Annotated in this window: 15 protein-coding genes; 10 read left to right on the plus strand and 5 right to left on the minus strand. The window is 47.0% G+C overall.

All coding sequences use genetic code 11. From position 1 onward, the window contains the following. The first annotated feature begins 1 nt into the window (after position 1). Genes RIG68_RS09915 through RIG68_RS09935 form a run of 5 tightly spaced genes read left to right on the plus strand, consistent with a single transcriptional unit; the run spans position 2 to position 6,656 of the window. Positions 2-1,096 (plus strand): DUF4249 domain-containing protein, encoded by a 1,095-nt coding sequence (locus RIG68_RS09915; protein ID WP_350121727.1) that lies wholly within the window; start codon positions 2-4, stop codon positions 1,094-1,096. Next, complete coding sequence (locus RIG68_RS09920; protein ID WP_350121729.1) at positions 1,005-2,147, plus strand: DUF4249 domain-containing protein; 1,143 nt, start codon at positions 1,005-1,007, stop codon at positions 2,145-2,147. Before RIG68_RS09915 ends, RIG68_RS09920 begins: the two co-directional genes overlap by 92 nt. A gap of 4 nt (positions 2,148-2,151) precedes the next feature. Then, positions 2,152-3,213 carry a DUF4249 domain-containing protein gene (locus RIG68_RS09925; RefSeq protein ID WP_350121731.1) on the plus strand — a complete coding sequence of 354 codons (1,062 nt, stop codon included), beginning with the start codon at positions 2,152-2,154 and terminating at the stop codon, positions 3,211-3,213. Beyond that, positions 3,214-4,275 carry a DUF4249 domain-containing protein gene (locus RIG68_RS09930; protein WP_350121733.1) on the plus strand — a complete coding sequence of 354 codons (1,062 nt, stop codon included), beginning with the start codon at positions 3,214-3,216 and terminating at the stop codon, positions 4,273-4,275. A gap of 2 nt (positions 4,276-4,277) precedes the next feature. Further along, positions 4,278-6,656: a hypothetical protein gene (locus RIG68_RS09935; protein WP_350121735.1), complete on the plus strand. Its 2,379-nt coding sequence runs from the start codon at positions 4,278-4,280 to the stop codon at positions 6,654-6,656. Positions 6,657-6,745: 89 nt separating this feature from the next. On the opposite strand, the gene RIG68_RS09940 is transcribed toward RIG68_RS09935, so the two are convergent. From RIG68_RS09940 to RIG68_RS09955, 4 genes are all read right to left on the minus strand, one after another. Further along, positions 6,746-7,201: an Hsp20/alpha crystallin family protein gene (locus RIG68_RS09940; RefSeq protein WP_350121737.1), complete on the minus strand. Its 456-nt coding sequence runs from the start codon at positions 7,199-7,201 to the stop codon at positions 6,746-6,748. Between the two features lie 298 nt (positions 7,202-7,499). Further along, positions 7,500-9,203 (minus strand): glutamine--tRNA ligase/YqeY domain fusion protein, encoded by a 1,704-nt coding sequence (locus tag RIG68_RS09945; RefSeq protein ID WP_350121739.1) that lies wholly within the window; start codon positions 9,201-9,203, stop codon positions 7,500-7,502. 151 nt (positions 9,204-9,354) lie between these two features. Beyond that, a complete protein-coding gene (locus RIG68_RS09950; RefSeq protein ID WP_350121741.1) occupies positions 9,355-11,760 on the minus strand; it encodes a TonB-dependent receptor in 2,406 nt (801 codons plus the stop codon). An 86-nt stretch (positions 11,761-11,846) separates the two neighbouring features. Next, positions 11,847-12,377: a hypothetical protein gene (locus RIG68_RS09955; protein ID WP_350121743.1), complete on the minus strand. Its 531-nt coding sequence runs from the start codon at positions 12,375-12,377 to the stop codon at positions 11,847-11,849. Between the two features lie 250 nt (positions 12,378-12,627). Here RIG68_RS09955 and RIG68_RS09960 point away from each other — a divergent pair, with 250 nt between their 5' ends. The 5 genes from RIG68_RS09960 to RIG68_RS09980 are packed head-to-tail and all read left to right on the plus strand — an operon-like array spanning position 12,628 to position 20,749. Continuing rightward, entirely contained in the window at positions 12,628-15,660 is a 3,033-nt protein-coding gene (locus RIG68_RS09960; protein ID WP_350121745.1) for a SusC/RagA family TonB-linked outer membrane protein, read from the plus strand. Between the two features lie 11 nt (positions 15,661-15,671). Further along, positions 15,672-17,030, plus strand: coding sequence for a RagB/SusD family nutrient uptake outer membrane protein (locus tag RIG68_RS09965; RefSeq protein ID WP_350121747.1), 1,359 nt, complete (start codon positions 15,672-15,674; stop codon positions 17,028-17,030). Positions 17,031-17,044: 14 nt separating this feature from the next. Continuing rightward, positions 17,045-17,833 carry a hypothetical protein gene (locus tag RIG68_RS09970; RefSeq protein WP_350121749.1) on the plus strand — a complete coding sequence of 263 codons (789 nt, stop codon included), beginning with the start codon at positions 17,045-17,047 and terminating at the stop codon, positions 17,831-17,833. A gap of 3 nt (positions 17,834-17,836) precedes the next feature. Then, positions 17,837-18,325 (plus strand): hypothetical protein, encoded by a 489-nt coding sequence (locus tag RIG68_RS09975; protein WP_151996794.1) that lies wholly within the window; start codon positions 17,837-17,839, stop codon positions 18,323-18,325. A 6-nt stretch (positions 18,326-18,331) separates the two neighbouring features. After that, entirely contained in the window at positions 18,332-20,749 is a 2,418-nt protein-coding gene (locus tag RIG68_RS09980; RefSeq protein ID WP_350121751.1) for a M43 family zinc metalloprotease, read from the plus strand. A 112-nt stretch (positions 20,750-20,861) separates the two neighbouring features. On the opposite strand, the gene RIG68_RS09985 is transcribed toward RIG68_RS09980, so the two are convergent. Continuing rightward, complete coding sequence (locus RIG68_RS09985) at positions 20,862-21,389, minus strand: hypothetical protein (protein WP_151996796.1); 528 nt, start codon at positions 21,387-21,389, stop codon at positions 20,862-20,864. Between the last annotated feature and the right edge of the window lie 43 nt (positions 21,390-21,432).

The following is a 21,432-nucleotide window of genomic DNA, read 5'->3' on the forward strand; positions in this document are numbered from 1 at the left end:
GATGCGGTTCAGCAACCCAATACAGCGATTACAAATAGCACCAGGAGGAGTTCGCAAAAGAATTACCTCGAATCTGTTCTGCGCATTTGCGCTGCTATTGACATGTGTTAGCTGTGTTGAACCATATGAAGTTGACGTACCCAAACAAGACAATATCCTTATTGTAGAAAGTATGTTGCTGGATCATCCCGACTATCAACGAACCAGGTTGTATTTCCAACACCAGGATGGGCCTCGGGAGCTCATCTACAATGCTATAGTCAGCATTTCAAATAAAGCCGGAGACTCCTGGCCGCTGGTCGTCACCTACGACGGATCATACGTCCCCCTTTCTGGCAGCATTGAGGTGGCGGCCGGGGACGAATTCCAACTGGAGATTGCTATCGGAGATTCGATCAGAGCCGTTTCAACCTGGGAAAAAGTTCCTGAGCCATCGGAGATTGATACCGCTTTCATTGAGGCGAAATACCGATCCGTCGTTAACAACAGAGGGATTGAGACGACTTCGAAAGGAATTGAAATTTTTGTAGCAACAAAGCCAGTTGCTTCGGAAAACACCTACTTGCGCTGGACTTATGAAGACACCTACGCCTATGATGCACCCATGGCATCAGACCTCTGTAGCGAGTGTCACTACTGCTACATTCAGGAAGAAACAGAGAACTTTATTGTACTGGCAGAAGTGTTGAACAGCAAGGGGAAAGTTCTTTCCGGCAAGTCAATTGAGTTTATTGAGTTCGACGAACGGTTTGGGATCAGATTCAGCGTGTTGGTCCAGCAGCTTACCATTACAAAAGCTGCCTACGAGTACTACAAATCCATCAATCAACTCAATGAAGCACGGGGCAGCATTTTTGATCCGCCACCGGCAGTCCTAAGGGGAAATGTCAGCAACAACCTCAGGCCCACCGAAACAGTTTATGGCTTTTTTGAGGTGGGAAAATACAGCGAAGCCTCTGCCATGATAACGAAATCTGACATTGACTTTCTGATACCCTCATTTTATGAAAATTGTTTGGTTTCAGACCCTGGAGCCGACTGTTTCGACTGCCGGGCAAGGGAAGGCGCCACCAAAGTCAGGCCCCACTACTTTTGATCTTATGATTATCAGGAAACTATCATATGGCCCTTTATTCACGCTCGTGCTGCTTGCCGGATGCATCGAACCATTTTCTCTTGACATTGAGCGTGTTTCCAACCAGGTAATTGTTGAGGCAATTCTCTCTAACCACCCCGAGTTGCAATCAGTAAAGCTTCGTCAAACACCAAACGACCCTCTCGGGTTTATTGAATTAGAAGGAGCGATAGTAAAGGTTGAAAATTCGAACGGCATAAAGTTTTCTTTTTCCGAAGCCTCTGCAGGCACCTATTATCCCACCACTCCCATTGAAATCACCAATGAAGAGAAGTACCGATTGCTCGTTGACCTTGGAGATTCCATGCAAATAGTATCAAACTGGCAAAGTGTTCCGCCACCGCTCAAAATAGAGACGGCATATGTGTCGCCCACCATTGAGCAATCTCTTAACGACAATGGCTACTTAATACCCTATTACGGCTTTTCCTACTACGTCACCTCTGAGTATACCAATGCTACGAGCACTTTTGTCCGTTATTCCTACCAGTCGGCCTACATTATGGAGTCGCCAATGCGGAGCTCCCTTTGTTGGGATTGCACTGGCTGTTACATTGTCAGCAATGCAAAGGACTTCATAAAAACCGCATTTGTGGAGAATGGCAGCAGAAAGAGACTTTCAAACTATCAGATTGCATTCATCAACTCCTCCTACGAGTATTCCATCAAAAAAACCCTCCGGATATTTCAACACTCCATTAACGAAGACACGTACGAGTATTACGCTACCATTGAGCAACAAAAAAACCTGAAAGGCACCATATTCGATCCGCCTCCGGCTATAGCGAAAACCAACCTAAAAGACGTAAGGAACCCTGAACGAGCCATCTACGGCTTCTTTGAAGTTAACAGCGTTGATGAAGCTTCGGTAAGTACCAATGGCAATAGTGCGCCTTTTGCAGTGCGCACATTTGATGAAATATGTACTCCGTATAACTTATACACCAATCCGCAGTGCGCCGACTGCCGTGTGAAAGAAGGTGCTACGAATGAAAGGCCAGCCTGGTTCTAATAAAATGATCAAAAAAATAGCCACATACTGTTTCGTCATTGCAGCTGTCAGTCTGACCAGCTGCATTGAGCCTTTTTCAATCGACCTGGCTAGCGCTACAAATCAGACAATTGTTGTGGAGGGAATGATTTCGAATTCACCAGAATTTCAGGAAATAGTACTTAAGTTACATTACCCTAACGACAGTGCTCGCATGATTAGTGGGGCCAGGGTTCTACTGGAACACGAGACCGGCAGAAAATCAGAGTTTTCAGAATTGGGAGCAGGTAAATATCACCCCAGCGGAACCCTAACAATTGTTGAAGGAAGTAGGTACAGGCTACTTATTGATATGGGTGATTCTGTTTCCATCGAATCGAATTGGCAAACAGCTCCTTTGCCCCTCGGAATTGAAAATGGCTATTTTGACGCTATACCTCAGATAGCTGTCAATGATTTGGGGTTTGACATCCAAACTAACGGTTTTAATTATTTCGTTACAACAGCGCCATCGGTAAACGAAAATACCTATATGAGGTATGACTACCAATATGGCTACCAGATGGAAGCACCTTTCAGAAGCACTCTTTGCCCTGATTGCAATAGTTGCTTTATTCTTGGTAAGAGTAAAGACTTTATAAAGACTGGTGATATCCTGGGCGGCAGCGACGGCCAGTTGAAAGATTTTAAGGTGTTGTTTATTCCATCCAATGTAGAGTATTCGCTGGTGAAAACAGTTAGGATTATCCAATTCGCCTTAACAGAAAAAAGCTACGAATACTATCGGCTAATAGAACAACAAAAAAAGCTTGAAGGAACAATTTTTGATCCTCCTCCGGCCGTCTTCGAAACTAGCTTTAAAGACTTGAAAAACCCTGCCCGAAGGATTTATGGGGTATTCGATCTGAACGCAGTGACCGAAACTTCGGTGACGGTCAGGAAAGGCGATGCTGACTTCAGAATAGACACTTTTACAGAGGTGTGCACGGAGAGAAATGGCTTTGGCAACCCCGATCGGTCAAAACCAGAATGCTTTGACTGCAAAAGAAAGGCTGGATCAACTTTTAACAGGCCAGTCTGGTTCTAAATGAGATCAGTTAAACGATATTGGCTCGCCCCTTATTTGGCCGTTTTGCTGCCAGCCTTCTTGCCAGCATGCGTAGAGCAGTTTGAGCTCGACATACCAAGGTCAACGCAAAACTTTGTGGTAGAGGCCCTCCTGTTGGACGACGCAAGGTTTCAGAAGGTGGTACTTTCAAAGATCAACCTAGACGGGAAGTCGGAGCCATTCGACGATGCCAGGGTCGTTCTGCAATCAGACAACGACGATATAGAAATAGTATTTGAGTCGAGGGGCGAGGGACTGTACACCCCACTAGCGTTTCTGCAGATTGCCAGGGGAGACAAATATCGTTTGGTGATCGATACTGATGAGGAGACAAGAATTGTGTCAGACTGGGAGGAGGTGCCTGACGCAGTAGCACTTGAAGGAGGCTACTGGGAGTCACACACCTTTGAGTTTGTGAACGACAATGGCGTGACGATAAAAAGAAATGGAATTAATTTCAAAGTCAATACGGGTACTTTTCAGTCTCCAAACACCTTTCTGAGATACGACTTCGAAACCGCCCATATCAATGAAGCTCCCTTTAGAGACCCAAGGTGTGATTGCCTCAACTGCTATATTATCTCTGGCTCGGACGAGTTCCTGAACATCACCAATGCCACGGAATCGGAAGGTAAATCGATTAAAGATCACCTCATTACGTTTCTACCTCTTGATAAGAGATTCAGCTTCCGGCTTACCATGCTTGTTCGTCAGATTGCCATTACACGGAATGCTTTTCTTTTCTATCAGTCTATTGATCAGCAAAGAAACCTGAACGGCAGCATCTTCGATCCGCCACCGGCAATTATCAAGGGCAACCTGTACGTGGAAGGGAAAGAAGACATAAATGTGTACGGGTTATTTGAGGCAGGACGACTGTCAGAGATTCCAATTACTATTTATAAGAGCAACATAAAAAACGAGTTCCTTACCTACCTCGACATTTGCTATGCAGGAGCGAGGATCAACAATATAGAATCCTTTTGCTTTAGCTGCTATGCCGAAGAAGGAGCGAGTCCGAGGCCCTATTACTTTGAATAACTATGAAATACCTACTGTTACTTCCGTTATGCCTTCTTGGTCTGGCTAAAGCCAGTGGCCAAGACGATTCACCAGAAAAGCTTGTCCCCGAATTCATTCACCTGACTACGGACAAGCCTTTCTATTTCGAAGAAGAACGACTGATTTTTCAGGCTGTTGCATTAAGCAACAAAACGTTCAAGGTGGTAAAAAGAAATGACGTCATCTATTCGGAACTATTGAACGCCAGGGGAGAAACAATAGGGTCGGCCAGGTTCTTGTGGGTAAATGGCGTAGCCAGCGGAGAATTTCGGCTGCCTCTCCTATTCGATGAACAAGCGATACACTACCTCCATGTATTTACTCCTTCCCTTCTTAACAATACCGAATGGGTAGAAGCCTCTATCCCCATCAGCACTTATCAAATACCCTCGTCGGCCATTGAAGAAAACTCAATAGCCCAATTGGCTACAAAAGAGGAGCCCGGTTTGGTTATTTCTCCTGACAACGGAAGAATATACTCTCATCTCCCCAACCAGGTCTTTTTCAGGGTAACGAATCCAGAACCAGGGATAGGGTATAAGCTTACTGTTGAAAGAGAGAACGGCTCTAAAGACACCGTCTCTACTGGCGGAGAATTGATGGGAGATTTCATAGTCAACCCTACTACCACTAAGCCCATTGGGTTGCAATTGTGGGACAATGCAACGGTCGTTGCCTCCACGACAATACAACCAGTGGAAACGCCAGGTATCACACTCGAAGTGGCAACCGACAGTGCCAAAAACCTGGAGTTAAAAATCTACAGCACCTTCGACCTGTCCAAGAAAGTCGAACTGGAAATAAGGCAGGGCGACTTGCTTGCTTTCAAAAGAATAGTGAGTATTAACCAGCCCACAATGACAATGCTGGTACCAGCCAGTGCCTCAGAGAGAACGGCGGCTTATTCAATCATTGTTCGGGACGAGGCAAAGAAATTGCTGATCGAGAGGTTTGTTTTTGTTGAGGATCCAATTGAGGAGAGACTAAAATGGATCAATCAGCGGGGCAAACTTCCATCTGGAAGCACCCCTAACCTACTGTTTATGGTCAACGTGGATAGTATCGATTTTTCGGAGACCTACCTCTCTGTCAAACTGGTCGATGAAGGGCTTCCTACACTAAACGGAAACAACCTGAGAACTTCAGGACAAACCTATGCCACCTATCAGTTAAAAAGAGCTGGGATATTTTCGGACGACGTTCCGCTGGCGTTTGATGACTTGGCTGCCAGCCAAAAAGAGGCCTGGGTTCAGACCAACCGCAGCAGTATCACCGTCAAACCTCCGGTTCTGGTGTCAGACTCTATACAGCTGGCGCCTGACCCATTCCAGAAAGGTTTTAGAATAACGGGTAGAATAACGTTTAAAGAAACCGGAGAGCCTTTACAATACTGTCCCCTGGCCCTGGCTAACACCAGTGACTTTTCACTATTCCGGTTTGCCAAAACCACGAAAGACGGGTTCTTCAAGTTTGAAAACCTCACATTCGAAGGTGAAAATGAGCTGTTTCTGGCTCTCCAGAAGTACTATGACCATGAAGTGGACATCGTAATTGACCAACCCGTGTTTCCTCAATTCAAAACGTCAGTTGCAAGTCCTCCCAAGATGGTTTCACGAAACAAAACGGCTTTGCTAAACGAAGCCCTGGAGAGAAGCATCATCGACAGTGTGTACACCGGCACATCCGATGTTGTAAAAGTTTTCCAGGAGAACAATTTCATCAGCAAAATTGCCGGCTTTTTCCTCGAACCAACGGAAGTGATTGATCCGCTCGTATATGTGCCCTTCAACGAAATGAAGGATGTCTTCAAAGAAATTTTGCCCAGTGCCTATTTGCGGTTCAAGAAAGGGAAACCGCTGATACGGATGGTGCACAACACCATTCAGCTGCCTTCAAATGCAGTTGTTACCGGATTAATGGACGTTCCTGCGCTGGTCATTGTCGATGGCGTGCCTATTTTCAATCAAGCTGAAGTATTAAGTATTAATCCAGCCCTGGTCACCAAGTATGAATTGTACCACGGCCTTTTTACCCTTGGACACGAAGTGTATCTGGGGCTTGTGCACATAGTAACCAATGTCGACTACCTGAACCAAAAGGAAATCAAAGGGCTTCACAAGTTCAAGTACATGGGAGTTAATGCTTCGAACCCGATCGCCATCGGGCCAAAAGGAGAAGCCAACAGTCCTTATCTTTCTCCGGTAGGTTTTTGGGTTACCAATATTAACCCTGACGACAAGGGAGTGGTGCAGCTACCCATCAGGCTAACCAGCGTGCCTGGCGACTATTGGCTTATGTTAGAAGTTGTGACACCCAACGGAAGGGGTATGGTGGAAAAATGGCCGTTACAAATTGAATAGTACCGAAGCGTGACATCCTTAGGCCTTGCCAATAAAAAAAGCAGGCCACCAATGACAGCCTGCTTTCCATTCAATTATGTCAATAATATTTAAGCAATCGCAATTTGCCTTACGGGCCTTGGTTTGGCCTCCTCACGCTTAGGTATACTGACATGAAGTATGCCATTTTCGTAAGTGGCCTCAATTTTTTCTGTGTTTACCACATTTTCAGGGAGTGTAAAGCTTCTTTTGAATGAACTGTAGCCGAATTCCCTTCTTGTGTAGCGGCCCTTTTCGTCCTTTTCCTCATTTTTCATCTCTTTTTCAGATGAAATCGTCAACAGATTGTTGTTAACCTCAATATGAAAGTCTTTCTTGTTGAAGCCCGGCGCCGCCACTTCGACATCAAAACCTTCTTCAGTCTCCTTCACATTCACCGCAGGCACGCTTGCACCAGGTGAGTTCACCAGTCCATTTTCAAAGTCAAACAAATCCCTCCCAAGGAAGCTGTCAAATACGCTTGGAAATTCTGGGAACAAGTTGTTGTTTCTTCTAATCAGTTTCATATCTCTTTTAAGTTTTTAGTTGAACATCTATGACACCAACTATACAAGAGAAATGCCAGCCCAGAGAAAAGCCAGAAAACATCAAAAAAAACAGACATTATGTCTTAATTGGAGGTAGTTTTGAATAAAATGATGACAAAATGTCTTTATTGACGATGACAGTACTTACTCAGAGCTATCAACAGGGGCTGCTGGTTTAATAGAAAAATTCAGCTTTTCCACCCCAAAAGAAACATACTCAACAAAAAAGCCCTTGTCTTTCGAAAAGGGCTCTGTTATAATCGTTTCGTTTGTACGCCTAGTTGCCTGCCTGCTGAATCTTGGCCCAATCGTCTTTAAGTGTTACCGTTCTGTTAAACACCAATTTATCAGGTGTTGAGTATTTGGTGTCAACGGTAAAGTATCCTTGTCTCTCGAATTGGTAACCGACACCTGTTTCAGCCTGAGCCAACGATGGCTCAAGCGCAGCAGCCTCAATGATCTCAAGAGAACCCGGGTTGATGTTCTTCTTCCAGTCCTCCCCTTCTTCTACATCGGAAGGGTCTTCTACATTGAACAAACGGTCGTACAAGCGAACTTCTGTTCTGTAGGCATGCTTCGCAGATACCCAGCTAAGCGTACTCTTCACCTTCTTGCCGGTTTGGTCTTCTCCACTTTTAGTCAGTGGGTCATAGGTACAGTAAACCTCCAGAATTTCCCCTGTATTAGGGTCTTTTTTAAAATCAACGCACTCAATGATATACGCATATTTCAACCTCACTTCCCGACCTGGCCCCATCCTGAAAAACTTCTTCGGTGGGTCTTCCATAAAGTCCGACTGTTCAATGTATATCTCTCTTGAAAACGGCACTTTCCTCGTTCCACCATCCGGATCCTCGGGATTGTTGGTGGCATCCATTAATTCTTCTTTGTCCTCAGGATAATTAGTGATAATCACTTTCAATGGCCGCAAAACACCCATTTTCCTTGGAGCGATTTTGTTGAGGTCTTCCCGTACACTCCATTCGAGCAGGCCTACGTCAATGATATTATCCCTTTTGGCCACACCAATCCTGTCAGCAAAGGTGCGAATAGATGAAGGCGTATATCCTCTTCTTCTCAAGCCCGATATCGTTGGAAGCCGGGGATCATTCCACCCGTCTACGTGCCCCTCCTCCACCAGCTCAAGCAGTTTACGCTTGCTCATCACTGTATAATTGAGGTTAAGCCTGGCAAATTCTATTTGCTGTGGATGGTAAACACCCAGCTCGTCAATGAACCAATCGTACAGCGGTCTGTGCACCTCAAACTCAAGTGTACACAGGGAATGTGTGATGCCCTCAATGCTATCCGAAAGGCCATGTGCAAAGTCGTACATGGGGTAGATATGCCATTTGTCGCCCGTGCGGTGGTGATGGGCATGTTTGATGCGATACATCGACGGGTCACGCATGTGCATGTTTGGATGCGCCATGTCTATTTTTGCCCTCACCACATGCGCACCATCGGCAAACTCCCCCTTGCGCATCCTGTCAAACAAATCAAGATTTTCTTCGACTGATCTTTCTCTGAATGGGCTATTCTTGCCAGCTTTTGTCGGCGTGCCTTTATAGTTTTTGGCAAAATCCTCAGAGGAAAGGCTATCCACATAAGCCTTACCCTTTTTTATCAGTTGTTGGGCGTATTCGTATAGTTGATCGAAGTAGTCGGAGGCATGATAGCGCCTTTCTTCCCAATCGAAGCCTAGCCATTTTACGTCCTCCATGATGGAGTTTACATACTCGTCGCTCTCCTTGGTAGGATTCGTATCGTCAAACCTCAGGTTACAAAGCCCATTGTATTTTTTGGCGGTGCCAAAATTAAGGCAAATAGACTTGGCGTGGCCAATATGCAGGTAACCATTGGGCTCAGGAGGAAAACGGGTATGCACCTTACCGGCAAACTTTCCCGTTTTGTTATCTTCCTCAATGATTTGATGAATGAAATTGATCGATTCTTTCTTTTCTTCCGTGTTTTCAGCCATGAGCCCAACCTGTGTTTTAAAAGGTGCAAATTAAAGCAATATTCCGCAACGAAGGTAATTTGCGCTGACTAAGATGCGGCAGAAAAAGAAAAGCCTGAAGCCGTCGGGTGATTACCTACACAAGACAGCTTCAGGCTAACCAGTTGACAACTTAAAAACTTGTTCTGAGCGAAATAATGAAATTTCTCCCAGCACCAGCCATTCCTGAAGAATAGGGCTTATAGCGTTGGTCGGTCAGGTTTTCGACACCACCGGAAATGATAATATCATCGGATATTTTCTGGCTCACTTTAAAGTTAAGTGTATACCACGATGGTGAATAAGGGTTTCCTTCCTTATCCGCCGCATAAATCTCCGTCTTTCCTTTTTCCTCCTCAGGCATGTCGGCAAAGCCTACACCCCCACTGTATTGAGCGTAAAAATCCAGCTTCAGGTTTTTCACACCATACATAAAATGACTAGCGCCAAAAGCTGGTGCAGCATGCCTGGAAGGGCTTTTCGATCCGTCATCTAGCTCCTCTTCCCCCACTTGAACATTGTAGCGGGACGACAGTGTGAATCCATCAGGCAATTTGACTTCAAGACCCGCCTGAAAACCATAAACCGTTGCCCTGGCAGCATTCTGAATAGCCTGCACCTGGCTCAGCTCACCGTCGTACACAATGCTATCAAGACCATTTAGCGTAAAGTCCCTGCGCACGAGGGCATTCGAAAGCACTGTGAAGAAGGCGGTGGCATCCAACTTGAGGAAATCTCCAACTACTTTAGCAACACCAATCTCAGCATTGTAAGCGTATTCGGCTTCAAGGTCAGGATTAGGCACTACCACCGCACCAGGCTCTGAGTCGAACACCTTTCCCACATCGTCCACATTCGGAGAACGGAAACCGGTGGAAAGGTTGGCACTGATTGACAGCTTCTCCCCCGGCGTCAGCACCACGCCTGCACTGCCGGTCAAGGCACCATTGTTCAAATCAGCGGTGGAAAACGGAAATGGGTAAAATGAATTATCGAAGGTGGCATTCAGGCCAAAGCTATTGAAGCGGGCACCCGCCTGCACTAAAAGCAGGTTACTCAATCTATTCTGGTAAGTAGCATAAGCTGCATACGACGACCAATCGGACTGTGGGTACCTGGCAGGGCCTACCACCTTTTCTCCTGTCGAAATATCCTCATCAATGCCTTCGGAGTCCACTTTGTCGTAAATCATCTCCAACCCATAGTAAAGCTTCTGCCCTGCAACAAGTGACTTGGAGAAGTCGAGATTGGCAGAATAGGCATTTACTTTTTCAATGCGGATGGCTCGGGTTGAACCATTAATGTCCCGGTCAATCCGGCTTTCTTCGAACAACTGATGTGCCAGCCTCAGCGTGACCTGGTCGAACACCCCCGTTTTGCTGTTGTAGGAAGAAGTCAGGTTGTTCATCATCCACTTCTGCGGGCCGTACGACCATTCGCCGTACCTGGGCAAGCCATTTCTATAACGGATATGCCTGTCGTAGCGAGCGTAGTCAGAAGTTTCCGAATAGTGAAATGCATAAACGATGTCCCATCGTCTATTTGGTACAAAACGCACCTTCTGCATCATGTTGGTTTGCTGGTAGCCGCTTGGCCGCTGCACGAGCGGATTGTCGTTGGTTACCACCCGGTCGACACTATCGATTCGCTGCACATAAAAAGGCCTGAGATAGCCGTCGGGGCCCTTGGTTCCCATTCGAAGATCGCCATAGTCGTTGTAAGAAAAGCTGGTCACCGACGACCATTTTTTCCAGCCAACATTGAAATCCAAATGGGCAGTTTTCTCACTATTGGCTGACGAAAACCTGGTGGCAGCACTTCCTTTCGTCAGCGTTTCGTTAGTAAGGCTAAGGTGCGGGGTGAGCGTTGTGAAACTCATCACACCGCCAATGGCGTCACTTCCATATATAACCGACCCGGGGCCAAAGAATACTTCTGTGTTTTCAGTAGCAAAGGGATCCAGGGAAATAACGTTTTGCAAGTTTCCCCCTCTGAAAATAGCGGTATTCATGCGTACGCCGTCCACTGTGAGCAGAAGTCGATTGGTGGCAAAACCCCTGATCATAGGGCTTCCTCCACCCTGCTGACTTTTTTGGATAAAAACCTGGCCAGAAGCTCCAAGCAAATCAGCTGCGGTTTGAGGGTTGAGAAGGGCAGCATCCTTGGGCGTGATGGTAGCAATGTGCACTGGTACATCCCTTGTCGACTGGCTCCATTTGCTGGCAGAAACCACAACCTGATCCAGCGCAATATTAGAAGGCTCCATCACCAAAACCCGATCACCAGCCGCCAGCTCAGCATAAGAGCTAACAATACGATTGTAGCCCACCAGCCTGACTTCTATTTTATCAGCGCCTTCAAATTCAGAAATGTCGACCATTCCTGACGAATTGGTCATAGCAGTAGCCCTTGGCGCTTCACTGTAGAGCGTCACCAGCTCTAAAGGTTCATTGTTTTCTTTGTCTTTTATTGTTATTATTTGCGCATAACTCACCAGCACCAGGCTTGTGAGCAAGCATGACAGTATCAGTCTTCTCATCTTATGATAGTCAGTTTAATCGAAATACAAATAAGCGCTGGCACCAATTCTTCAGAAGAGGCCAGGCCTTGACTAAAATGCAGAAATCAAACTGATTTAGGTGGTGGGCTCGGAGGGCTTAAATTTTTTGGATTATAAATTTGCTGGGTTTGCTGGTGTTTTCCGGGTTGAGGCAGCCTATCGAGTGCTGACCAGCTAAATTGATCCAGTTTGTAGGGCGTCTTTATCACTTCCACAAGATGACTGGCAGTAGCATCATCCTGAAAATCGTGCGTCAATTCTTCAAACAGTATTCCCTCAAAGAGGTCGGTAATAAAAGTTTCTTCTTTATCCCAATAGCAAGTGTAGTAAACCGAGTCAGGCAATTCCTGCACGGAGATGATATCATAGAATTGCCCTTTGTAGCGAAACTCTTTGCTGTGCTCCCAAACAATCTCCTTTTCAGCTTCTTGTTTGGATAACCTAAGCACCGTTTGTTCTGACTCGCCCAGCCCCTCAAAAATTCTCCCGATCACATCGGCCTGAATATTCATCCTGCTCCAATAGAAAATTGAGTAGTTCAGCCAAAAGGGAGCTGAAATACAAAGCAGAAGAAATATAGACAGTAGCCTTTTCAATTTTCAGTGTGCGAATTCCCGTTCGGCTAGAGCGCCAACGGTGATGCAGGCAATGTAATTGGGTTTACCATCAAATCAAATACACATTATTTCAAGTGCTTTGCTTGATTATCAAAGGTAAAATTGAGTTTATTGAATGAGGGTTTGAATATCCAAGAATGTTTTATGCCATTATAGAGGAAACTCTAAAACTTATTTAATTTCGAGGGGTTTGTACTTTGGTCCTGGTTTTACACCTGTTAAGCATTGAATGAAGCATCTACTACTTTTGGTTTTCTCTGGTTTGACACTGCTTTTAGTTGCCCCAACCAGCTCACAAGCCCAATCAAGAGTCATTACCGGCCAGGTAACTGACATCGACAATTTCTCACTTCCGGGGGTAAACATCTATATCAAAGGAACCACCACGGGAACCATCACCGACATTGAAGGAAATTACAGGCTTGAAGTGGGTGGCACAAACGACGTGCTTGTTTTTTCATACATAGGCTACCTGACAAAGGAAGTGCCCGTGACTGCAGCCGCCACAATTGATGTGAAACTTGAAGAAGACGCCCGTCAGCTCAACGAGGTCATTGTTACAGGCTATTCCTATGTAAAGAAAAGAGATATTATTGGCGCCATAGCGTCTGTTTCGGCCGATGACATCAAAAACCTTCCTGTAGTGAGTTTAGATCAGGCCCTTCAGGGAAAGGCAGCCGGGGTGCAGGTGACACAATCATCGGGAACGCCCGGTGGCGGCATCACTGTGAGGGTGAGAGGCAACACCTCCATTTCCGCCTCCAACAGGCCGTTGTTTATAATAGATGGCGTGCCTGTAGAAGACGGAGCACTGGCCCTGAGAAGCTTCGGAGGGCAAAACGACAATGCACTTTCTACTCTTAACCCTAACGACATAGAGTCATTTCAAGTCTTAAAAGATGCATCAGCCAAAGCCATTTATGGAAGCAGAGCAGCTAACGGCGTCGTATTAATTACCACAAAAAGAGGCAGCAAAGGCGCCAAAACCTCGGTGACCTTTGATGTGCAAAGAGGTGTTATCGACCTCACCAACAAGCTGGACTTACTTTCATCAGAAGAGCTGGTGACCCTTCAGCGAGAGGCCATTACAAATGCGGGGCAAGATCCTGACGAGTCTGGTATTATTAAAGGAGTCACCGACGCTGTGAATACCGACTGGATTGACCAGGTGACACGCCAGGCTATTATGGAGCAATACCAAATGAGCATTAGTGGTGGCGATGAGCAGACTAGCTTCTATTCAAGTTTCAACTACCGGGGAGAAGAAGGCGTCATTTTGAACAACCAGTTTTTAAGGTTTGCAGGCACGCTTAACATCGACCACAAAGTGACCGATAAGCTCAAGTTTGGCAACAATCTTACCATATCAAAAACCAGGAACGACAGAATCAAAGGTGACAACTTCCTTGATGGTGTTTATTCAGGCGCAGTAAAAAGCCTTCCCTACTACTTTCCGTTTGACGAAAAAGGGAATATCATCGGACCAGGAAATTCCAACTATGCAGGCTTCCCCAACTTCAACCCTGTAGGGCAGGCGGTGCTGCCAAGGTTTCAGACGAATACTCTCAAGGTGCTTGTTGGTGTATTCAGCGAGTATCAGTTCAATCAGCATTTCAGGGCCAGGGCTAAGTTCAGTGTAGATTATAACGATGTGGCCGAAGATCAATTTGAGCCCTCCAGCACAGCTATCGGTGGCTTTCTGGCATCGGTGGGAGGTCTGGGCTATGGCGTCAACTCCACAGGCACCTACGTTACCTACATCAACACCAACACTGTTTCTTACAATCAGACTTTTGGCGACCACGTTGTCAACGCAACGGCCGGCACGGAGTTTCTTCAGCGGACGGAGACTTCCAACTTTGTTCAGGGTCGGCTTTTTCCGAGCGATGATTTTACCTACATCACCTCAGCTGGCATAGTGGATGCCGGAAGCTCCAACAAAGTTAACAGCGGACTCAACTCCTATTTTGCCGAGGCACGCTACGACTACAAAGAAAAATATTTTGCCAGTGTCACCACTCGCTATGATGGCTCCTCCAGGTTCGGCACCAACAACCGATTTGGTCTCTTCCCTTCGGTGTCGGCTGGTTACCGGATCACCAACGAAGCCTTTTTCCCTAAAAACACCATTGTTGATGACCTGAAAGTGCGTGGTAGCTATGGCTTTACCGGCAACGAAAGAATAGGCGACTTTGCCTTTCTGGGTACTTTCGCCTCCACCACGTACAACGGAGTGACCGGCACAGCTCCAGCCAACCTGGAAAACCCCGACCTTCAGTGGGAAGTGACCCGTGAAGCCAATGTTGGCATTGACCTCTCCCTTTTCAGCGGCCGCCTGCAAACAAGCGTGGATGGCTACAGCAACCTGACCAGCAAACTACTATTTAGCCAGCCAATACCACTGACGACGGGCTTCGGAAGCATTCAGGGAAACATTGGAGAAGTGTCGAACCTTGGTGTAGAGCTATCAGTTAACAGCATCAATTTCGATGGCGACTTTCGTTGGTCGACTAACCTCAATATTGCCAAAAACGACAACCTGGTAAAATCGCTGGCCGACACCTTACCCCTGTTTCGTGGCTACACTGCCAATGGCGCTGGCAATACCAATATTGTAAAGCCAGGGTATCCTCTCGGCACATTTTGGGGCCTCAACTTTCTTGGCGTTGACCCTGCCACCGGCGATGCCATTTATGAGGACATCAACGGAGATGGACAAATCAGCCCCGACGACGGCAAAGTGATTGGCACAGCGCAGCCCGACTTCGTTGGTGGAATAACCAACAACCTCTCCTACCGGGGATTCGATTTGAGTGTCTTCATACAATTTAGTTACGGAAACAAGCTGCTTAACTTCAGCAACACTGCCCTGCTGAACTCTGGTGAAGACATCAATAACAATCAGGTTCGAAAGGCACTCGACAGATGGCAAAAGCCCGGCGACATCACCGACGTTCCCCGGTACGAACTAGGAAACACGCAGAATAACTGGCACAGCAACAGGTTTCTTGAAGACGGTTCCTTTCTCAGGGTAAAAAATATTTCGCTCGGTTATAACCTTCCAGTGAGGTATGTAGAGAAAATCAAGGCGCAAAGCATAAGAATCTACGGCTCGGCCACCAACGTGTTTACATGGACAAATTACACGGGCAACGATCCGGAGGTGAGTACACTTGACGGCTCTACCACAGCGCAAGGAATTGACTTCTTTACCTTGCCGCAGGTAAAAACAATGATGCTGGGTATTAACGTGAAATTTTAGGAGCTAAGAAAATGAAGAAAGCAGCATTGATCATATTGTTCTTAGTTACAGGTTTTGGATGCACCAATTTTCTTGATCCTGAGCCCGTTGCTCTTTTGATAGACGACCTGGCGCTGAATGAGGCCAAAGATGTGCCCTCTGTTGAGATTGGGCTCTATGGTGCCTTCAGAGGCATTGCAGCACCGAAGGTTATTGCCGGCGATATGACTGCCGACATGCTGATTCATATTGGCACATTCAATCAGTACCGGGAGTTCTCCAACAAGCAGATTACCTCAACCAATGCTTCAGCAGCGGCGCTGTGGGGAAGCATTTACCGCACCATATACGTGGCTAATTTCATCCTCGAAAAGCTGCCGGGAGTGCCTGGAGTTACCGAAGCAGAGCGAAACGAGGTCACAGCCACCGCACGTTTTCTGAGAGGCTACGCCTATTTCGTTGGGGTGTATACTTTTGGGGCAATGCCTATCACAACAACCTCAGACCTGGAATCCAACAGAAACGTGCCCCGGTCAAGCGTTGAGGATTTACTGGCATTTATTGATGCAGACTATACAGCTGCCTCCGGCAACGCCCTTCCTGAAGATCCGGTGAATGCAGGCTTTGTCAGCCAGAGCGCTGTGCTGGCAGCAAGGGCCAGGCTTGCTTTGTATCGGCAAAACTGGGCCGAGGCTGAGGCGCTAACTTCGCAGGTCATCGACAGCGAGAACTATGCGCTTGTCGACGACTATAGCGACATTGTTCTGAGCGACTTTACCGATGAGTCAATACTTGAAGTTGGCTACACGGTGAACGACGATCCGGGCACCGATGCCAACTATGGACTCAACGACCTCTTCCGGGGAAGAAGGGAAATCATACCAAGTAATCAAACGGTGGTGGCCCTGAACAATGATGAGGCAGGCGACCGGTTCCGCAATATTTCATTTGACCTTTCCGAATTGGGCGGCGTCGACAACGGCTGGTCTGTTGCCAAATACGGTACGGCTGATGAAGACAACAACAATATCATTGTTTTCCGCCTGGGCGAAATGTACCTGATAAGGGCCGAGGCCAGGGCGCAGCAAAACAAGCTCTTCGGGAGCGGTAGTGCGCTGGAAGATGTTAATGTGTTGAGAAGCCGGGCCAATGGAGCGCCGGCGGTGGCTAATTCTAAAGAACAGGTGCTTCAGGTAATTGAGAGAGAAAGATTGTATGAGTTGGCCTACGAAGGTCACCGTTGGTATGACCTTGTAAGAACCGGCAGAGCAAAAGTGGTAATGACAACATTCAACACCAATTGGCAGGACAAATTTGAATTGTGGCCCATTCCACTAAGAGAAATTCAGTATAACCCAGCGCTTCAGGGCGCACAAAACCCAGGCTACTGATACCTATGAGCAAATTGAAAACATATAGATGGGTGATCGCTGCCGCTTTTTTGTGCTGTTTGGCTGGTTGTGAGCCTGAGAGGTTAATTTTCAAGGGCCCGTATCATGTTCGCTTCACAGAGGAAACTGCCTCAGAGCTGGAAAGCTATAGCGAAGAAATAGAACTCTCGGTGCACCTGGTAGGCCCACAAAGAAGTGAAAAAATACAGATGAGCTACTCCATTGCCGGCGATGCCAGGGAGGGAATAGACTACGAAGTGTTAAGTGAACAGGGCATTGTGGAAATTCCGGCCAACGAAAGCTTTGGTTATATCACCATTCGCCTGATTAACAATGCCAACAATATCCTGGAGTCGCAGGACATCGTGTTCACCCTGGAGGGAGTTTCTCCTGTGGATTTAGCCATCGGACAAGGCGACAGCGAAATCGGCAGAACATCGACATTTACGATTTTTGATGACTGTATTCTCGGCGGCTACTATACAGGGTACGGCCCATCGAATACCGTGCCTATTGAAGACATTCGCATTACCAGTGCCGATTGCAATGAGTATTTTCTTTCCAACTGGGACATCAATTTGCCTATTTTCAATTCCAGCACAGAAAGAAACCTCATTTTCAACGACAACTTCGACAATACGCTCACCATACCGGAACAGGAGGAACAAACGCTGGTAGACGACCAGGCAACAATACGTGGGTCAGGTATTGTCAATCCGTTGACTGGCGAGATCACCCTTACCATAGAGTTTGTGGATGTAGAGGACATTGAGCCTCAAACGGTAACATTTAAACGACAATAGGCGATGAAAAAAATTCGACTATCTGCATATATCTCCTGCTTGCTTCTGCTTGCGTTCTCTTCGTGCCGGGAACAATTTGAGCCCGAACCATTCACCTACTCGCAACTCCTTACAGGCAAGGTGTCCAAAACATGGAGGTTAACGGGTATTTCCATTCTTGAGGATGGTGCACCTACACAAAATATTCCTGTGCAGGACAATGACTGCGTTTTTGACGACAGGTATGTCTTTTACGCCAATGATGAAAAGAAATTTGAAGTACTGAATGGTGCCACGAAGTGTGATGACACTGAAGGCGATATTGTAGTAACAGATATATGGGCTTTTTCCAATGCCAATGCCACCCTGGAGATGATATTACCTATTCTGTCGATAGACGCCAGGCTTCCTTTCATTGTAAAAAGCCTCAAAGACGACCGGCTCTCAATGGAAATTTTCTTTGATGGCGGCAGCTATCGTTTCGTACTACAGGCAGTAAATACCCAAGACTAGAACAAAATGAGGTTTTCCATATCTATCGTTGCTTGCATTGCCTTGTTGCTTACCGGGTTTTCCGACAATGTGTATCAGGTTCAGCAGCAAACTGAGCCCAACCCTCCTATGCGAACCTGCGAAACGATGGAGCAGGACAGCCTGAATCAGCTGAAATATGCTGATATGCGCAACAGGCTTGACTTTGAGACCAGGATTCAGCAGAAGACCAGGGAAATAGAATTGCAACAAGCCAGTGGCAGGGGCTTTGCAGAGATCATTACACTTCCTGTTGTGGTGCATATCGTTCACAATGGAGAGCAAGTTGGGCAGGGTCGGAACATTAGTGCAGCGCAAGTGGCCTCCCAGCTTGAAGTGCTGAACGAAGATTTCAGAAGAGCAACCGGCACGAACGGCTTCAACGACAATCCAGTAGGTGCCGATATTGAAATTGAATTCTGCCTGGCATCGCTTGGCCCCAACGGCGCCGAACTGGCTGAGGCGGGTATTCATAGATACAATGGTAACAAAGCAGCATGGACTCGCACCGACATCGAAGGCTTTCTGAAGCCGAATACCATCTGGAACCCCAACGACTATGTTAATATCTGGACGGTTGACTTTGAAGGAGAAAGTGAGCTTCTGCTGGGGTATGCGCAGTTCCCCAGCGACTCAGAGCTTACAGGCCTTCCAACAAGCGGCGGATCGGCTTCCACTGACGGTGTGGTGGTGAGATACTCCAGCTTTGGGTCTTCAGAAAAAGGCACATTTTCGGTGATGTCGCCCCCATATAACAAAGGCCGGACATTAACACATGAAGTAGGACATTGGCTGGGGTTAAGGCATATTTGGGGCGACGGACCATGCGGTTCCGACGATTTTGTGACCGACACCCCCGAAGCTGCCGAACCTACCAGAGGGTGCCCGGCAGGCAAAACTTCATGCGGTTCAGTCGACATGGTGCAGAACTATATGGACTACTCTGACGATGCCTGTATGAACATCTTCACCAAAGGGCAGAAGACCAGGATTTTGGCTGTGATGGAACTGAGCCCAAGGCGAAAGTCGTTGATCAACTCCCAGGTTTGCGGTGAGCTGGTAGCAGAAGCGCCCGTTCCTGACTTCACATCAGACAAGCAGCTTTCACTCCGTGATGGCAGCATCCGTTTTACGGACCTCTCGTCCAATTTCCCAACAAAATGGTCTTGGATTTTTGAAGGAGGCACTCCTACCTTGTCCAGCGAGAAGAATCCTTTTATCAAATACACCGCCGAGGGTAGCTATGCCGTAAAACTCGTCGTTTCTAACGAATATGGCATTGCCGATACGCTAACAAGGGAAAACTACATCATTGTTTCCAGCGAAGGAGTGTGCAATACGCTCGATAACTTTGGCATATCGACACCGACCGTGCAGCCACTTCCAACCATTTATAAGGACAATCCGCTTTCCAATCCAAAGGGCTATCTTTCCGGACACAACAGTATCAGAACCTCGGCAATCTCGGAGTTTTTTGAGAACAAAGCTGGCTATGAAAACCTTAGCGGAGTATCCATCCATTTTGGAAAAGCTGTCTTTGCAGATGCCGAAGCCACAGCTCGTGTTGTGGTTTGGAATGCCAGAGGGCCGCAGAGTAGCCCCGGGGCCATTCTGGAACAGCGGGAAATCCTGATCAGAGAAATTGCAGATAACATTGCCCAGAACAAACCTACCGATATTGTGTTTGGGCGAAGGGTACCACTCTTCGGCGTTGGCTTTCATGTTGGGATAGAACTCGACTACGGCCAAGGAGACACACTGGCCCTGAAGAGCTCAAATGATGGGGAAGTGGCGATACCCACTGCCTGGGAAAAAGACAGCGACGGCAAATGGAGCCCGTTCAGCACCTCCTGGGGACTAACACTCAGCCACCAAATGGTTCCAAAAGTGGGGATGGATGCCTCGGTGCAGCTAAAAACAAACAAGCTCATTGTAAACCCAGGAGAGCCCGTTACCTTGAGTGCCACCGGAGCGTCCATTTTCCAGTGGGAGTCTGTGGATGGAAGCCTAACAACCACGTTGGGCCCTACCGTGGTAGGCAAACCCTCGAAGACCGCTACCTACAAAGTGCTCGCCAGTGGCGGCGATCTCTGTGTTTCGGAAGCTGAAATTACAATTTATGTGCGAGATGTTACCTCCGTTCTCCAGCCGGAGGCTACTGAATTGACGATTTACCCTAACCCTGCTGTGGATGGGGCTGTTACACTCGCTTTCTCGAATACATACGTTGGACAAGTGAGTGCTACTGTATACAATGTGCTGGGACAAAAAATTGTCTCTCGCCAATGGCTCAAGTCAGGCACAGCATTTCAGGAAAAGCTAGAACTGCTGGGAGTAAGAGGTTGGGTTATTATGGAGGTTAGAGCGGGAACCGAGCTCCACAGGAAGAAGCTGATCGTGAGATAAACAAATGAGGGCATGCTGGAAACACGCCCTCATTATATCCCATCCTAAATGCATTTAGCTGGCGAAAATTTGGCATCATCAAGCCTAATCCGATCCGCCAGAAAGCTATTTCTTATTTAGCAAAAACGTAGTTAAGCGTAATATTCACTGGAACAAACAGCGCATCAAATTCTTCGTCAGTCAACGTGTCAACATAAGCCTGAGTCAACGTGTCAGCCACAGCATCTTTGATCAGTCTTAGTGAAACCGCTTCGCTCCAAATCAATTCTACTTCATCAACGCTTTCTATGTTATACTCTTCCTCAATGGCACCAGAGTCATTTGATGTAATTGTCAAAGTTTCGCCATCCTTCACCCATACACCGTCGTCTGTTGAATCTGCACCGGGTAGAAATATTCGTCTTTTAAAGGTGGCATCAGCCAAAAACTCAATCTGATAATTCTCCCAGCTAACCAATTGTCCCAACGGAAGAACTGCCCCCTCCCAGGAAGTGAACTCTACTGGTGCATTCGTCAGTTGAAACTCTGACAGCAACCATTTGCCCTCAATCGGATCAGGAACCCTTGGCTCGTCGTCCTTTCCGCAAGACGCCAGCAATACCAGGCCAGCGAGTCCCATTAATAGTAGTCTTCTTTTCATATAGTTGAATTTAATTTCTTCACGATTTCGTTGTCTACTTTAG

This window comes from Imperialibacter sp. (assembly GCF_040222385.1).
Classification (GTDB): Bacteria; Bacteroidota; Bacteroidia; order Cytophagales; family Cyclobacteriaceae; genus Imperialibacter.

What these genes read in the sequence shown, in the direction of transcription:
- RIG68_RS09915 (WP_350121727.1), top strand. Translation starts at nt 2, where the DNA reads ATGCGGTTCAGCAACCCAATACAGCGATTACAAATAGCACCAGGAGGA.
- RIG68_RS09920 (WP_350121729.1), top strand. Translation starts at nt 1,005, where the DNA reads ATGAAAATTGTTTGGTTTCAGACCCTGGAGCCGACTGTTTCGACTGCC.
- RIG68_RS09925 (WP_350121731.1), top strand. Translation starts at nt 2,152, where the DNA reads ATGATCAAAAAAATAGCCACATACTGTTTCGTCATTGCAGCTGTCAGT.
- RIG68_RS09930 (WP_350121733.1), top strand. Translation starts at nt 3,214, where the DNA reads ATGAGATCAGTTAAACGATATTGGCTCGCCCCTTATTTGGCCGTTTTG.
- RIG68_RS09935 (WP_350121735.1), top strand. Translation starts at nt 4,278, where the DNA reads ATGAAATACCTACTGTTACTTCCGTTATGCCTTCTTGGTCTGGCTAAA.
- RIG68_RS09940 (WP_350121737.1), bottom strand. Translation starts at nt 7,201, where the DNA reads ATGAAACTGATTAGAAGAAACAACAACTTGTTCCCAGAATTTCCAAGC.
- RIG68_RS09945 (WP_350121739.1), bottom strand. Translation starts at nt 9,203, where the DNA reads ATGGCTGAAAACACGGAAGAAAAGAAAGAATCGATCAATTTCATTCAT.
- RIG68_RS09950 (WP_350121741.1), bottom strand. Translation starts at nt 11,760, where the DNA reads ATGAGAAGACTGATACTGTCATGCTTGCTCACAAGCCTGGTGCTGGTG.
- RIG68_RS09960 (WP_350121745.1), top strand. Translation starts at nt 12,628, where the DNA reads ATGAAGCATCTACTACTTTTGGTTTTCTCTGGTTTGACACTGCTTTTA.
- RIG68_RS09965 (WP_350121747.1), top strand. Translation starts at nt 15,672, where the DNA reads ATGAAGAAAGCAGCATTGATCATATTGTTCTTAGTTACAGGTTTTGGA.
- RIG68_RS09975 (WP_151996794.1), top strand. Translation starts at nt 17,837, where the DNA reads ATGAAAAAAATTCGACTATCTGCATATATCTCCTGCTTGCTTCTGCTT.
- RIG68_RS09980 (WP_350121751.1), top strand. Translation starts at nt 18,332, where the DNA reads ATGAGGTTTTCCATATCTATCGTTGCTTGCATTGCCTTGTTGCTTACC.
- RIG68_RS09985 (WP_151996796.1), bottom strand. Translation starts at nt 21,389, where the DNA reads ATGAAAAGAAGACTACTATTAATGGGACTCGCTGGCCTGGTATTGCTG.